Annotated in this window: 11 protein-coding genes; 7 read left to right on the top strand and 4 right to left on the bottom strand. The window is 50.3% G+C overall.

What is annotated here, in order from left to right; genetic code table 11:
• Nucleotides 1–297 precede the first annotated feature (297 nt).
• The gene (gene chlP, locus S7335_RS06720) at nucleotides 298–1,521 is read right to left on the bottom strand and encodes a geranylgeranyl reductase (protein ID WP_006454039.1); all 1,224 of its coding nucleotides are present in this window, start codon (nucleotides 1,519–1,521) and stop codon (nucleotides 298–300) included.
• Nucleotides 1,522–1,742: 221 nt separating this feature from the next.
• Between chlP and S7335_RS06725 the strand changes: the two genes are divergently transcribed.
• From S7335_RS06725 to S7335_RS06755, 6 genes are all read left to right on the top strand, one after another.
• Nucleotides 1,743–2,933, top strand: a complete 1,191-nt coding sequence (locus tag S7335_RS06725) for a DNA double-strand break repair nuclease NurA (RefSeq protein ID WP_006457683.1) — start codon at nucleotides 1,743–1,745, stop codon at nucleotides 2,931–2,933.
• Between the two features lie 437 nt (nucleotides 2,934–3,370).
• Entirely contained in the window at nucleotides 3,371–4,279 is a 909-nt protein-coding gene (locus tag S7335_RS06735; RefSeq protein ID WP_006455797.1) for a metallophosphoesterase, read from the top strand.
• Between the two features lie 260 nt (nucleotides 4,280–4,539).
• Nucleotides 4,540–5,343, top strand: coding sequence for a hypothetical protein (locus S7335_RS06740; protein ID WP_038015812.1), 804 nt, complete (start codon nucleotides 4,540–4,542; stop codon nucleotides 5,341–5,343).
• 119 nt (nucleotides 5,344–5,462) lie between these two features.
• Nucleotides 5,463–6,335: a haloacid dehalogenase-like hydrolase gene (locus S7335_RS06745; RefSeq protein WP_006454314.1), complete on the top strand. Its 873-nt coding sequence runs from the start codon at nucleotides 5,463–5,465 to the stop codon at nucleotides 6,333–6,335.
• A gap of 521 nt (nucleotides 6,336–6,856) precedes the next feature.
• Nucleotides 6,857–9,820, top strand: a complete 2,964-nt coding sequence (locus S7335_RS06750) for an autotransporter domain-containing protein (protein ID WP_006454236.1) — start codon at nucleotides 6,857–6,859, stop codon at nucleotides 9,818–9,820.
• 386 nt (nucleotides 9,821–10,206) lie between these two features.
• Nucleotides 10,207–11,271, top strand: a complete 1,065-nt coding sequence (locus tag S7335_RS06755) for a hypothetical protein (protein ID WP_006454658.1) — start codon at nucleotides 10,207–10,209, stop codon at nucleotides 11,269–11,271.
• A gap of 95 nt (nucleotides 11,272–11,366) precedes the next feature.
• On the opposite strand, the gene S7335_RS06760 is transcribed toward S7335_RS06755, so the two are convergent.
• The 3 genes from S7335_RS06760 to S7335_RS06770 form a co-directional block, all read right to left on the bottom strand.
• Nucleotides 11,367–13,652, bottom strand: coding sequence for a transglycosylase domain-containing protein (locus tag S7335_RS06760; protein ID WP_006455829.1), 2,286 nt, complete (start codon nucleotides 13,650–13,652; stop codon nucleotides 11,367–11,369).
• A gap of 155 nt (nucleotides 13,653–13,807) precedes the next feature.
• A complete protein-coding gene (gene lspA, locus S7335_RS06765; protein ID WP_006454038.1) occupies nucleotides 13,808–14,299 on the bottom strand; it encodes a signal peptidase II in 492 nt (163 codons plus the stop codon).
• Between the two features lie 120 nt (nucleotides 14,300–14,419).
• Nucleotides 14,420–15,028: a biotin transporter BioY gene (locus S7335_RS06770; protein WP_006456982.1), complete on the bottom strand. Its 609-nt coding sequence runs from the start codon at nucleotides 15,026–15,028 to the stop codon at nucleotides 14,420–14,422.
• A 253-nt stretch (nucleotides 15,029–15,281) separates the two neighbouring features.
• On the opposite strand from S7335_RS06770, the gene hemB reads away from it, so the two are divergent.
• Nucleotides 15,282–16,262, top strand: coding sequence for a porphobilinogen synthase (gene hemB / locus S7335_RS06775; protein WP_006456046.1), 981 nt, complete (start codon nucleotides 15,282–15,284; stop codon nucleotides 16,260–16,262).
• The last annotated feature ends 61 nt before the right edge of the window (nucleotides 16,263–16,323 follow it).

Genomic DNA, 16,323 nt, shown 5'->3' on the forward strand with positions numbered 1-16,323 from the left:
ATTAATCAAACCGTATCCTCCGATATGTCAAGCTTTGAAGACCAGGCTTTTTAGATGATGGGTGGGAGTAGGTGATCAACCCATCTAAAAAGCCTGGTCTTCGCTCCTGATCTTCACCTAGGATAGGGCCATTAACCCGAACTGCCGCTAAGGTGAAACTGACTCAAGTGCTAACACAAAACTCAGCTCGCTTCAAGAATAAAAAAAGCGTCCTTTAAATGACTAAAGGACGCTTGAACAAAGAGAATAACGCAGGGTTAGCTAGAAATTGTTGAACAGAAGTTCACTGGGTGCAGGCTAGGGCGCAAGCGCATAGCCACGCAGCAAACTGCCGACCGTCTTGGCGGTAATCTTCATCTGAGTGAGCGGGTTAGCAGGGACAACAGTTTTGTACAAGTAGCTATCAAAGGTCAGCTTTTGTACATCGATATCAGAGCACATCTCGACGAACGCTTCGCGCGATGCATCGCTGCGGTAGAAGACACGCTGCAAGATATCGAGCACCTTGTAAGTGAGGCCGTATTCCTTGTCCCAACGCTTAATATAGAGCTTTAGCTCATCTTCTGTGAGTGCCCGCTCGCCACTGTTAGAAAATTCAACGATGGTCTCGGCGCACATCCGCGCAGACTTCGCTGCAAAGTAGATACCTTCGCCAGAAGATTTGGTCACAGTACCTGCAGCGTCTCCGACTAGTGCGACCCGGCCAACGACGCGGCGCGGTCTGGGATGCTCAGGAATGGGATGAGCTTCTACCTTGATAATTTCGCCGCCTTCTAGACGCTTGGCTGCGCGCTGACGGATGCCGCGCTGAAGCTCCTTGATGCGAGCCTGGTTGGGGCGCATAGTGCCTGTGCCTACAGCCACGTGATCGTATTTGGGGAAGACCCAGGCATAGAAGTCAGGAGAGACATCATCGCCGACGTACATCTCGGCTAGCTCTTCGTAGTAGGCCATCTTGTCTTCGGGTAGGCGAATGCGCTCTTGGAAAGCGATCGCATAGTTATAGTCACCCGCATCAATTGCCCGAGCCACCCGAGAATTGGCACCATCTGCGCCAATTACCATGTCTACCTTGAGCGTCTTCGCCTCGCCCTGCAAGCCACCGTGTGAATGATCAGCGTAGTGAAGGACGTAAGGATCTTTGTCGTTTCCAGGAATCTCCAGCTTATGAACCGTTCCGTTGATTACCTTAGTCCCTAGCCTTTCAGCTCGGTCTCTAAGGAACCCATCTAGGATTTCACGGCGGCACATGCCGATATATTCATCGTTATGTAAAGTCTCACCAATGTTGACTTCAACATTCGAGGGTGAGATCATCTTCATCTTGCGAACTCGACGATCGATAATCTCAGGGGGTAGATCAAATTCGTCAACCATACACAGAGGAATGGCCCCACCACATGGTTTCGCATTGTCTAGCTTACGCTCGAACAAAAACGTTTCAATACCAGCTTTTACAAGTGTTTCCGCAGCGGAAGAACCCGCCGGACCACCGCCTACAACCGCAACCCGAAGTGCCAAGGGCTTATGCTCCACGTAATAAAAAAACCTATGGAGAGAATCGTATCACCGTCACTTATGCGAAAGTACTGAAACCCCGTTAATGTTAAGCAGATTGCAACACTGGTTTACATTCAGTAAGAGTAACCACTTCAGTCTGGCTGATCGCTTAAAGAGTTATAGCAATGTGAAACATTGGATTATTTTAGTATTCTTGTTCTATCTGCTTAGTCTAGGATTCTATGGCTATCAAACCGTCTCAAATTCAGTCAGTACTCAACAGCAAGCGGGCTGATTTTTCTAGCTTTGATGCCAGTACTTCTAGCTATCTAACTCAGTATCGAACGGCTTGGGATGAGTGGATAGCGCTGCCTTCTACAAAGCGATCGCAGTGGATCCAAGCGCAGTCTAGTGACATCGGTGTGCGGCCCCTAGAGCCAATTAGCGCTAAGAGCCATGGTATTATGCGCAGCCATTTGCAATGGGATAACAGAGAGCAGAGCCTAGAATGGGTCAAGCAGCACCTTAGCGATGTCACGACTTTTGCAGTAGATGGCTCGCAGGTGTTTCCCCAAAAGGATTTTTCCATTCCAATCGCCCTAGTTCAAATTGGCTGGTTTGAGAATCATCACTCGGTAGCGGGCACATACGAGAAAGATATCCTGCTTGATGTAATGACGCCGAAAGATTTGGTCGCTGACAGGTCGCAGCCCATGGATCGGTGGATCAATATGCGGCGGTTCTCGATGGAGATGCAGCGGCTTACTGACTATATCAAGACTGCGAAAGATAGAGCGCTCCAGCAAGGCCGCGATCCAGAGAAATGTCTGGTCTTTTGTGATGGTTCGCTAGTGCTTTCTTTTGCCTCTATGCTCGAAGATAATATCCGTACCCCTTATGTAGAGCAGGTATTAACACTGCTACAGGCTAGCGAAAAGTACCAGGTGCCCCTAGTGGGCTATGTAGATACGCCTGAATCAAACGACATCATCACGCTGCTACGGACTTTTCACGATTTAGATAAATCTCGTGCTATCTATGACGCCAAGCTGCTGAGCCCAATGATGCAGTGGGGCGATCACACTCCAATGATGATCTGTGATCGCGGCGGCATTCTCAACGACTATCGAGAAATGCGCGATCGCCTTGCCTTTACCTACCTGAAAACAAACACTGGCTACCCCGCTCGCCTAGAGTTGCCCAAATGGATCTGGGAGGCTGGGCTAGCTGATACGGTGATCAATCAGGTCCGCGCTGAGGTGATCGTTGGCAACGGGTATCCCTACGCAATTGAAACCGCCGATCAGACGGCTGTTTTGCAAAGCCGCGATCGTCAAATTTTCTATCGTATCTTGCAAGACTGGGCTGCTAGAGAGCAGCTACAGCTTAGTCTGTCTCAAAAGATGATGAGTAAGGCTAGGCGCCGAGGTTAGCGCAATTGTATTCGGAGTCCGTGCTGCTCAACTTACTGCGAAAATGCTAATTGCCAAACCGCTCAGTGCAGGTGTGGCTGTAACGAAGTGTCACAAGCTTAGAAGCATTGCTATACATGAGATGAAGATTAGTTTATTCACCATCAATTGGTATTACTGTACCGATAATCCATGGCGCCTCTTCAAAAGCGAGAAAGAACAAAGTATTTACGACATCTTCAGACTACCCATTGCAATGCAGAGGATGAAAAATACCGAAAACAGGTAAAAAGCTTGAATGTTTCAACAGAATAGCAGACTTTGAATCGCAATCAACGTCTACTTCAAAAGATAGAGAGACAAAAGAGAGAAAAGAAACCTACTCTGGATGTAGAGAGTTATTAGGAGAGAAGAGATATCTCTTAACTTCTCATCTCTGTAGCAATAAAAAGAGTTATATGAGTGTTTTAAAGAGGATTAAATACGTCGCTATCGGACTTGGTAGCGCGATCGCCCTGCTTGCTGTTTGGGGGCTTATTGAACCGCGTCTTCTAAACACAAAAGAAGAGACGGCTACAATTCCCAACTTACCGGCAGATTGGGAAGGTAAACAAATTGTCCAGATTTCAGACTTTCAGATCGGCATGTGGGCTGATAATCCAGGTACTGCGCGTCGCAGCGTTGAGCAGGCAATTGAGGCAAACCCTGCCGCCGTCCTGGTTAGCGGCGACTTTATCTACCACGCTGGCTCTGACCCCACAAAAGAGATAGAAACCGCCGTCAGTATCGTCGAGCCACTAGTGGATGCGGGCATTCCAACCTATGCAGTACTCGGCAACCACGACTACGGCATGAGCAGTAAAACAGCAGACCCCAGAGAGCAGCTAGCTAGCACCCTAACAGCTGAGCTAGAGGCCGCTGGCATAGTGGTCCTCCAGAACGAATCTACCCAAATGCAGCTAGCGGATGGTGGCGAACCGCTCTACCTTGTGGCTGTCGGTTCGCTTTGGGCCAATCGAGATGATGCGGACGCGGCCCTAGCCGAAGTTCCTGAAAGCAGCCCTAGAGTCGTATTAATGCACAACCCAGACAGCTTCGAACGCTTTCCGCCGAACACGGCACCCTTAGCCGTTGCTGGTCATACCCACGGTGGACAAATGCGAATACCCAACTCTCCCCAGTGGTCTTGGCTGAAATTCACTCAAGGCGACGAAGTGACTGCCGACGGCTGGATACAAGACTATGGACAGGCCGGCAATAACCTCTATGTCAACGTAGGTATTGGGATGAGTATTATCCCAGTAAGAATATTTTGTCCACCGGAAATGACGCTCTTTACGCTCGCAAGTGGTGATAGCGAAACGTAGAGTTTATCTCGTGAGGTCAGACAGTTGCTTAGTTGCCAAACATCCAGGTGAGTTGAACATTTAGTTCGCTGACAATATTCTCTAAATTTGGAACTATCGAAATGCAAAGGCTTAATTACATTGTTGTAACTTTCGAGCTTCTGCATTACATTGTTGTAACTTTCGAATTTCCACACAGTTTGTCTTTCTATTGATAGAAAACTTTGGGCACTATTGTTGCGTACGCTCAAGTAGAACGCATAGAAAGGGACCGAATACAAATGACAATTCTCTTGAGAAAGCTTTCTTGGCAACGCACAGTTGGGCTACTGCTAGCAGCTTCTATGACTGCAGTTGCGGCCTGTAGCGAAACACCTTCAGAGACAACCACTCAGGAAGAGGCAACCGAGAACGTCACCACCGAAGAGCTTTCTAGTGGCGCGGAAGGCCTAGTTGGTGAAATGGTTTCTCTGCGTGCAGAAGTTGAAGAAACCGTGGATGATACTTCTTTTCTACTAGAAGACGATCAGCTCTTTGGTGGTGAGGACGTTTTGGTTATCAATGTATCTGGAGAGCCATTCGTGCTAGCCGAAGGCGATGACACTGAAGTACAAGTAACTGGCGAGGTGCAGCAGCTTGTGGTTGCTGAGTTTGAAACTGAATACGAACTATCACTAGATCCTAACTTATACGCTGATTACGAAGATCGGCCTGTCGTCGTTGCTCAATCTATCGCACTCTCTCCAGACCCAGGTGATATCACGGCTAACCCAGAAGCCTACTACAACAAAAGAATCGCTGTTGCTGGTGAAGTAGAAGATAAGCTCGATGGTAATACCTTCACGCTAGACGAAGAGGAACTCTTTGGTGGTGAAGACTTGCTAGTTATATCGACGATGGCATCGCCACAGGCGAACGATGGAGAAAAAGTAACGGTCACAGGTGTGCTGCGCCCTTATGAGAAGGCAGAATTCGAGACCGATTATGACTTCACTTGGGATCTGTCTGTGCAAGAGCAAGTAGAAGCAGAATACACTGAAAAGCCTGTCTTCGTTGCTGACGAAGTCTATCCTTCTGCGATGTAGCTTATATGCGATGTAGCTTATAGTGGTAGTGCCATCGCACTCTTCTAGATAGATTGTCTCAAAAGAGTGCCTAGTAGTTTATCTACTAGGCACTTGCTTTATTCACTCCCATTCAAACCATGAGACAGATAACCAGAGTAACCACTAACAGAATTGCAGTTGTTTTTGATTTCGACGAAACGCTGACCCCAAGAGATAGCTTTGCAGTTCTGCTAGAAAGTTGCGGACTCAATTCGCAAGAATTTCAAGAGAACCGAGTCAAGGCTCTGGTGCAGCAAGGATGGGAAAAGTATCTAGCTAGGGCCTATAGCTTGATTCAGGAGTCTCACCGACGCGACCATAAGATTACTCAAGATTTGCTAGCTAAAGTAGGCCAGAACATTCCTCTATATGAAGGGACAGATAAGCTTTTCGAACGATTACAGCAGGCCATTCATCGGATTAGTAGCAATATTGAGCTTGAGTTCTATCTTATTTCGGGCGGCTTTGTAGATATTTCACGCAACACGGCGATCGCTAAAGATTTCAAGCGCATGTGGGGCTGCGAGCTTCATTACGACGAGACGGGCGCAGTCGACTTTATCAAAAAGCAGATGACGCATACCGAGAAGACGCGCTATCTGTACTACCTTTCCAAAGGAATCGAAGACTCCGAGGACAGCAACGACTTAATCTATAACTACTCTAGCTTCCCTCAGGCAGACTTGCATATTCCGCTTAGCCAGGTAATCTACGTAGGTGACGGCGCTTCTGACGTACCTTGCTTCGATGTTATGAAGCAGTACGGTGGGATATCTATTGGTATCTACCCAGAAGACAGCAGCGCTGAAGAGTGGGAGTACATGGACAGTATCAGCCAAACTCAGCGGCTTTCCAACTTAGTACCTGCCGCGTATGAAGAAGACTCTGAGCTAGTGAAGTCTCTCTATCTTTGTGTTGAGTGTGTCGCGAAGCAGATCAAGCTCAGTCAGCTTAGAGTTAAAGAGAAATGAAACGGGCGAAATACTCTCGCCGCTGATGCTTCCGCAGGCTAAGCTCTCAAGCGTAAAGAGCGTGATCTTTAATGTGTAGAACACCCGTATTGAAATGATCCCATTCTGATACCTACGTTGACATGCAGCTTATTCCCTGCTTGTTCATAACCTTCTGCCCAGCTATCGGCGTACGCCTTATCTTTGATGCATAAGCTGTAGTCAAGGCTGCTTAGGTGAGTTCGGTAATCGGCTCTGTCTCCCCGGTGTGTGCTCAATAGGGCTTGCGGGGCGGTGCTTGCAGGACAAACGAAGCTATCTGGGTATGTTGGTGATATCTAACCGGTCTTTGAGATTTTCCAAAGGCCGGTTTTTTCAGTGTGAATGGGCATACTCGAAGTACGAGAGTGTGCATGCTTACGAAAGCAACAAACTCTCATACGTTTGCTTCTGCTATATAACGGCTGCGCTCGCACTGCCCCTTCAGCGTAGATTTTTTTATCAATTGTGATCTCAACTATCGTTACTTTTTTCAAAAAGTCATGAATCAACGCTTCCGCCTATCTGTATTTACTTTGGTTTGTCTAGGAAGCGCTTTTATACCCAGCCTAACTGTTACTGATAGAGCGATCGCCGCCTGCATCGTCGAAAATACGGAAACGGCAGAAAGCGAAGGCACACCCGGCAACAACCCCACATCACGTCAAACCATCGTCTGCGCTAACAATTTGGATAACGCTGGCGTCAACGGCCCAGCAGCCAATCAGGTCACCGTCCAAATTCAGGCTCCTGCTGGCGGCATCTCTGTTACAGGGCAACCTGGTATCCTCCTAGGTAACAGCGCAACAATCACCGTTGAAGGCCCCGGCCGCCCGATTAATACCTCTGGCGATAGCGCCACCGGTATCGATGTCTTAGAGGGTGCAACCATTACGATCAATGGCGTTGTTTCAACCTCTGGTGAAGTTTCTCCTGGTGTGACAACTGGTGAGAATGCGACGATTACAGTAGATGGCGGCACCGTTCGGACAGGCGGCGGTGAATCCCCGGCAATTTCAGCTGGCGCAGACTCTACAGTAGAGATCATAGGGAATGCTCGAATTGAAACGGGCAACTCCAATTCTGATGCGATTGTTTTAGCGGGTGAGAACGGTAAGCTAACGGTCGGATCAGAGGCCATCGTTACCACCTCCAGTGGCATGTCTAACCCTATACAAGTCGATGGGGCAGGCAGCTCAGTTACGGTAGCGGGCGATGTGCGCTCATCTTCAGGAAACGCCACTGCCATCTTCGGTACGGCTGAAAATATTACTATCACGGTTCAAGATGGCGGTGTAGTCACGGCGCAATCTTCCAATTCCAATGCGATTGAGATAACCAGTACAGGCGCGATTATCACCGTTGAAAATGGGGGTGAGGTCAAAATATCTTCGGGTAATTCGGCGGCAATTGTGTCGGGGGATAACGGCACTGTGAATCTAGATGGCACGGTGACAGCGTCATCGTCTCAAAGTCAAGGCGTTATGTTGGGTAACGGAGCGGAGCTGAATGTGCGATCGCGCGGCATTATAGAAACTTCCTCCTCCGAATCACAAGCTGTCCTGATTGACGAAATGGCTGCCACCGCCACTGTCAACGTGGAACGCGGTGGCAATATCGACGCCGTAGGAGCCCAAGCCATCGTCGATCGAGGCATGACCAACACAACAGTCGTTGTAGATGGTACGGTCTTTGGCGGATCTTCTGAACCTGTATTGGACTTAGGCGCAGGCGACGACACGGTCACGGTCAATGGAACGGTGCGAGCAAGTAGCGCTAGCCCAGTGATTGATCTTGGAGAGGGCAACGACACCCTCAACGATAATTCCAGCCAAACCATTGAAGGTCCCGGCATACTGGCCTCAGGAGGCAGCGGCATGGATACCCTCAACCTTAGCAACGGCAAGCCGAACGATTCTACGCAGTACAGCGGATTTGAGATGACCAACGTTGGTCGTAACAACAATCCTGAAGACCCTGCCAATGGTCAGGAAACGACCTTCGAGGTGACCGACGACCAATCGGGCAATCAAATCAATGCCCGTGAAGGTGGCAGGGTGAATGTACAAGAAGGCGGTACAGCAGACGTCACGCCAGATACGGAAGAGGGCTCAGGCTCTGGTCAGCAAGGCGGTACCACTCGCTTCGCCCCTGGCTCTACCGCCAACGTTCGCACCGAAAACAGAACAGGCCCGCAAGCAACCCAGCAGTTTAGCAATACCCGCTTTGAAGGCGGCACTCGGGTCCGCACAGGTTCTGGCTTCGTTAGAGGAACCGCTGCCAACAATGAGGAAACCAGGCGGGGCGAGATTGCTATAGAGTCAGACTTTGCCAACGAGGCAAGCGGTGAGAATGCCCGCAGCTTTGGAAATGCACTCAATGAGCTAGCCGCTGACAGTACAAGAACGTCCGAACAGCAAGCCGCACTCGATGAGCTGATTGCGCAAGCGTCCAGCATAGAAGAAGCGCAGACGCTCGTTGCTCGAATTTCTGGAGAAATTGGAGCACAAACTGCAGCCAGCGGCGTTCGAGCAGCTGCGCTCTTCAATAGCGTTCTGCTCCCTTCCAACAGCAGCGATGCTAGGCGTAATCTCTCTACAGCCGCTGGTGTTACGACGCCTGTGCTGATCGCCACGAAGCAAGCTGATGGTATTGAAATTGTTGAGGAAGACGCGAACAATGGCGTCTGGGTGTCTGGCTTTGGTGGTGCGGTCGATGTTGATGATAATGAATTTTCCACCGACTTCAATTCAGGTACCTATGGTCTAGCCGTGGGCTATGATCGCGCACTTAGGCTTGGCAGCAATCTGGCTGCGGTCGGTGTCGGGATTGGCTATTTCAATACCGACGTAGATGGGACAGGCGACTCAGCAAACATCAACGCTTATTCTCTCGGCGCTTATTTCGAAGGGGCCAGGGGTCCGTTGACGGGTAACGTTGCGGCATCTTACAGCTACCTGGACATTGGCAACGGCAACTTTGGTGATGGCAACGGCAATATTTTTGTCGCCTCTTCTGAAGGATTCTACAACTTGAGCCGGAGCGATAACTTCATCGTCGGGCCATTGGGTCAAGTAGGAGTGGCATTCGGTGGCTATAGCGGCTTTGATTCGGAAGGGAGTGCGATCGCAGTCAACTACGACGGTGAAGGTATCAGCCAAGTAAACGCTGGGTTTGGAGTCCGGGTCGGCGGCCAAACTGACACGGGTGCTGGGCTTCTGTCACTCAATTTGGATCTGCTGTATGCCGGAGCGCTGGGCGATCGCACCATTCAGTTCGATGGTCAGCTTGCCAATAGCACTGTTAGCACAGCAGCCCCCTTCGCCAACGATGACAGCTTCTTGGTCGGCGCAGAAGCTGGGCTAGCCATTTCTGATAGCACCACCGTTGGCGTCCGATACGATGGAGAATTCGGCGGTGATATTCGATCGCACAGTGGAGAGCTAAAAGTATTGTTTCAGTTCTAATCTTCAAGCACTAGTCTTCAAGCACTAGTCTTCGAGAATCGGTGTCGATAGGGGCGGCATCTTTATGCGAAAGTATCTTGGAGATACTGGCTATCTCTTCGAGAATGCTCGCTCCACTATGGATAGTACGGATAGCTAGATAGCTGTTATAGATTGCTGTAAATCGCAATTTATAGGGTTTCTCTGATGCATACTCACAAGAGGCTACGCCTACGAGAAATGTGAGTCAATTGGCCTGTTGTCTTAGTAGGCGTTCTCTAGCCCCGCAAAGCGACGTGGGACCCTACTGCTGTTTCGCATGGCTTTCAGCTAGAAAACTATACTTGAGCCAAGTGTTCCTATCGTGATAAACGCTATAGACGCCTTGCAAAATTCTTTTTTCCTCAATGCCCTACCCTCTATCACCCCGGCTATTTGCGACCATTCTCGCGCTTAGTGCTACAACCCCCCTGGCGCTAGCTGCCTATGCAGACGAAATATCCGGTTCTCACGTTTCCCAGGATCAAGCCCATTGGGACTTAGCCCAGCTTGATTCGCCTGCCCTAGATGCTACAGCTGACATGGATCGGATCTCGATTCCAGGAAGTAGCGTTTCACTACTTCCTCCAGCTGGATTTGTAGTTTCTGATCAGTTTTCAGGGCTGGTCAATCAAGAAAGTCTTGCGAGTATTGTGCTGGCTGAGCTGCCCCCAGACGCCTACACAGAACTCTCGTCTATTTTATCTTCTACGCCAGAGGCTGTGACCGACGCTTTCGCAGCGCGGGGAATCGTGCTGGAGGTAGAGACGATCTCTAGCGTTCTAGTCGAAGGAAGCCAGGTCCCGTTTGTTAAAGGCACTCAGACTGTCGGAGGCACACAAATCGATAAGTATTTTGCACTGTTCGGCACAGAAAGTACGATATTGCTAACCTTTAATGTCACTGATCCGGCTTTGCTAAGTGAACAAGCGGTTGTTGAAACGATTAAGTCGGTAGAGGTCGCTCCGGCACTTTCTATCGAGCAAAAGGTCGCCGAGCTTCCTTTCACCTTTGTGCCCGCGCCTCCGTTTCAAGTTTTCGAAGTTTTACTAGGCTCGACTGTCTTGTTGAGTCCCGGTGGCGAGCCTGATCCTTCTGGAGAAGCACCCGTCATCATTATTGCTAGTTCGGTGAGCCCTATTCTGGGCGCTGAACTCGCAGCCTTTGATATCGATACATTCTCTAGTCAGCTATTACTGAGTACAGAAGGGTTTGCCGAGGCGACTATCACAGCGCGATCGCCGACTGAATTTGCAGGCGGAGAGGGCTACCTAATTCAGGCCTCTATCTCTGATTCTACGGTATTTCAGTATCTAAGGATTCTGCCTGACAACTTCTACATAAGACTGCTGGCCGTTGGCAGCACCGACGAGATAGAAGATCTTGCGCCTACCATTGAAGCTATCCAAAGCTCGGTTGTCGCTAGGCCATAAGCACTCTCTATATTGGCAACTTTATAATCAACAGCTCTCCGCTGATATTTCTGTATTGAGAGATTAGAACCCTGAGTGCTGACTCAAGCGGGAGATTATCGCAATACTTTGCCCATATAGTCTCCCCAAAGTGCTGCGGCCCTAGCACTACTGCCATAGGTAGGGGCGTTGTCGTCATTTCCAAGCCATATCCCAGTAGCCATCTCATCGCTGGGCACATAGCCAATAAACCACATGTCAACGTTGTCATTCGTGGTTCCAGTCTTACCGGCTTCTCCCCGCCCAATATAGGCATTGCTGCCAGTGCCACCTTGCACCACACCTCGCATCATGCTGACCATCGTGTCAGCTACAGACGCGTCTAATACCTGCACGTTTGCCTCTGCCGACTGAGAAAAGTCGTAGATCACCCGGCAAGTAGACGGATCGTCAAAGTCGACGCAATCGCCACTGTCAAGCACTCGCTGAATGCCGTGGGGTCGATTCCACATGCCGCCATTGGCAAAGGCTGCAAAGGCGCCGGTAATTTCTAGGGGGGTGACTTCACTTTGACCGAGTATCAGTCCTGGCTCTGCTCGCAGCTCTGAGCTGATGCCCATTTGCTTCGCTAGGTCTATTACCGATCCTAGTCCGACTGTCTGAGCAATTCTAAGCGCAACTACGTTTTCTGAGCGAGCTAAGCCAGCGTACATATCAAGCGCGCCGCCGCCTGACCGACAGCCTGCATAGAATTGACCCTTCCAATTGAGGTCACTGCACGAGAAGCTCTCTCCCGCCGAGATGCCTTGCGTTAGGGCAGCGGCGTAGGCAAAGACCTTGAAGGTAGAGCCGGGCTGACGCAAGGCCTGACTGGCTCGGTTGAACTGACTTTGGCTATAGTCTACGCCGCCAACAAGGGCTTCGATTTCACCGTTGTGGGTGTTGAGGGTAACGAGTGCGCCTTGAGAAAACCCATCGGCCGCGCCTTGAGTTGCGACGGTATCGCGTAGCGCACTTTCTGCGGTGGTTTGAGCTTCTAGGTCGATACTGGTTTCGACGATAAAGTTTCCCTCACCGGCGAGATCTTCACCGAGGACTTCTCTAAGCTCTTCGAAGATATAGCTATAGAAGTAGGGGGCAACGGCGCTTTTGAGCTGTTCTCTGGCCTTTGGGCTAATTTCGATGCGCGATCGCCTAGCACGCCTGCCTTCTTCGGCGCTGATCATGCCTAGGCCGACCATCCGCTCGATGACGCGATCGCGGTAATCGACTGCCGCCTGATAGTCTTGTACTGGGTTAAACGCATTCGGTGCAGGTAAAATGCCTACTAGGGTTGCAGCTTCACCAATGCTGAGATCCTTAGCATCTTTATCAAAGTAAAACTGCGAAGCGTCTTCAAATCCATAGAGATTGTTGCCTAGATAGACCCGGTTGAGATAGAGCAGCATCAGCGAGTCTTTGCTATAGAAAGTCTCTAGCTTTAGCGCCACAATGGCCTCTCGAATCTTGCGAGCAGCGCTGTCTTCGATGCCGACATAGTCTCGATACGTATTACGAGCTAGCTGCTGTGTGAGCGTGCTAGCGCCTTCTCTAATACCACCTTCTTCGACGTTGGTTTTGAGCGCGCGCACAATCCCTAAGGGGTCTACGCCGAGGTGCCAGTAAAACCGGGAGTCTTCAGAAGCGACAACGGCTTTGGGCAAAAAAGGAGAGTAGTCTCGTAGCTGACTATTCTCTCTATGAGTAATGCTGGGCAGTTCGTTTAGCGGCGTGCGGCCGGTTTCGTCTTCAGCAGTGACTAGTACCGGACCTTGTACGGATTCTGGCAGCGGATGGATAGACAGTTTGGGCCACTCTATACCCACGATCCAAAGGGCCAAAAGGCTAGTGAACCCCGTGGCTCCATAGACGCCATAACGCAGCGTAGTGATATACCAAGGCGGTGGATCGATATAGCGAACAGTCACCGCATCAGCGAGTTCTGCCGGCCCTAGCGTCAAGGTATCGCCGTGGCGCAATGGTCGTTTTGAAAGGCGTTTTTTGTTGCGATAGATGCCGTTAGTAGAGCCTTTGTCTTTGAGCACGAAAGGCCGACCGGGCAGGCCGTGATCGCGGGTTAGGGCCAGATGCGTTTGGCTAACGATGGGTGATCGCACGACGATGTCATTTCTAGAAGACCGGCCCAGCAGGTAGTGCTCACCGACGAGGGGATACTCTTGGGTCTTGCCATTAGCGTCGGTCTCCACCACCAGCTTCGGCACCCTAGCATCCGGCTTGAGCGGAACCTTGGAGAAATCTACATTGGCCTGAACGGTATGAAATGCCCGGGTAATCGGCCCTAAAAATGTCTTAGGTAGTTTTGAAGATGGCTTCGGTGGCCGCTTCGGGGGGGGAGAGGTCATAAGCGCAGGTGGCTTGGTTCTGAAGTGTCTACAGTATAGGAATCAACACAGAAAATGTCGGATATTTCGGAACCATATCTCGGAACTAGGGATTTTCTAAGGCGAGCGCGACCCACCCAAAGTCACTGCTAGAAGGTGAGGTTTAGCAAAGTTGGCTAGCGCTTTCCAGAGTGCGGCTCGGGAAAGAATATGGCGACGAACAACAGGCAGAGAATGCCCACATTGATCCATACGTCGGCCAGATTGAATATGGGGAATCTCGTTACTGGAAACACATGGAGAAAATCAACCACTTCTCCAAACAGCACTCTATCGATGCCGTTGCCGAATGCACCGCTCAAGATAAATCCATAGCCTGCCGCTTCCCATCGATTAGGCAACCGAGCAAACCAGCCGTATAGCGCTAGCCCTGCGCTCACCACCATCGAAAGCCATTTTAGCCACTCCCCACTGTCGCTAAACAAGCTCCAGGCCGCGCCCGGATTGGTGACATAGGTAAAGAGCAGCACCCCAGGCAGAATGGGAATGCTTTCACCTAGCTCAAAATTTTGCACTACCCAAAACTTCGTGAGCTGATCGAGACTGACGCCGACGATTGCCACTAGCCAAAACAGTCCGTTCTTGGGCTTTATTCTTCTAGACTTCATGTTTGGGCTTCATTTCTGAATGGGCGATTTTGTCTGAATGGGTAATTTTGTGGGTTGGTGTTCGTTAGATGTCTTTCCGTTAGCTGTCTATCAGATGTCTGTTGATTGCACAGCTAACAGCTAATAGAACAGCAGCTTGCGTAGGCCGAAGGCGATCAGCGCGATCGCACAGCTCACCATCACCTGTCCTGGAATCTGTACGATCGAATAGCTCATTATCGCAGTCCCTAGGCCCGGTGGAGCAGGCAGCCACCGAAACAAATATCCCACAATCAGATAAGCCATCCCGCACAGATGCACTGGCACCAGTCCGCATAGCGCTGCAAACCCAATTCTTTCGAGCGATCGCTTCGAACGAAAGGCCAGCAGTCCACATAGCCATCCCGCTGGCACAAATCCTAGCAAATACCCAAAGCTAGGCTCTTGTACATACTCTATTCCCGCTCCATGCGCGAATATCTCGAGTCCAAAGAACTCAAATAGCAAGACGCCTAAGGCGATATAGGCGATCTGAGAGAGGGCCGCTGCGTTTTTCCCGCCCATACAGCCGGTAAATAAGACTGCGCCTACCTGAAAGGACACGCCTAAGGAAATGGCCTCAATACCACCTCCTTCACCCTGTAGCCATTCGCTAATCGGCAGACCGAAGACAAAAGCTTCTATCCACGTACATCCGATTGTCAAAATCAGCCCGATTACTGCCCAAAGTAGCTCAGAAGGGGCAAACACAGCTCACCATTGTCTCAACACAATCCTAATACCCAGATCTTAGGTCATTTCTTACAGAAGATTACTTTTGCGTAGTTCTCACTAATTCATCCTGACGCAAGCTTTACACTGATAGCAATCCGCTGATGCATTAGTGGATTGCGATGCGCTTAGCGCTATATAGCACCAGGATTACCGCTTCTAGAAATGGCTTAAGCTAGGTGCAAATCGCTACAGTTGCAATACTCCATTTACCTTGCTACGGCTTGCCGCTATGTTTCCTTCCCATCGTCCCCGCAGACTGCGATCGCACAACAACATTCGTCGCATGGTCCGCGAAAATATTATCACTACTAGCGATCTGGTTTATCCCTTGTTTGCGGTTCCTGGCGATACCTTTGCTCAAGAAGTCCAGTCTATGCCAGGTGTCTACCAGCTCTCTGTCGATAAGATCGTTGAAGAAGCTAAGGAAGTCTACGACCTGGGCATTCCTGCAGTGATCCTTTTTGGGATCCCCACTGAAAAAGACACCGAAGCCACCGGCGCATGGCACGACCATGGCATTGTTCAAAAAGCTACCGAGGCGATCAAAAAAGCCGTCCCTGATCTAGTCGTGATCGTCGATACCTGCCTTTGTGAGTATACCGACCATGGCCACTGCGGTTACCTAGAGGTCGGGGATCTGTCTGGCCGCGTTCTCAATGATCCCACCCTAGAACTTCTAAAGAAGACAGCTATTTCCCAGGCCAACGCAGGCGCTGATATTATCGCTCCTTCTGGCATGATGGATGGCTTTGTCCAAGCGATTCGGACTGGGCTAGACAGCGGTGGGTTTGAAGATATTCCTATCCTTTCCTACGCTGCTAAATATTCTTCTGCCTACTACGGACCGTTTCGTGACGCCGCCGAATCCGCCCCGCAGTTTGGCGATCGCCGCACTTATCAGATGGACCCTGGTAACGGCACAGAAGCACTGAAAGAAATTGAGCTAGATATCGCTGAAGGCGCAGATATGCTGATGGTCAAGCCTGCTCTGGCCTATATGGACATCATCTGGCGGGTCAAAGAGGCGACTAATCTTCCGGTTGCTGCCTACAACGTGTCGGGTGAATACTCGATGGTGAAGGCTGCGGCGCTCAATGGCTGGATCGATGAGGAAAAAGTGGTCATGGAAACAATGACTAGCTTTAAGCGCTCGGGTGCGGATTTGATCTTGACCTACCACGCCAAAGATGTCGCTCGCTGGCTAGATTAATCGGCTCAGATTGACAGCCCAGAGCGACAGAGCAAGCTTAATAGCGACTAGAGCTAACAGG

This window comes from Synechococcus sp. PCC 7335, assembly GCF_000155595.1.
Taxonomy (GTDB): Bacteria; Cyanobacteriota; Cyanobacteriia; order Phormidesmidales; family Phormidesmidaceae; genus Phormidesmis.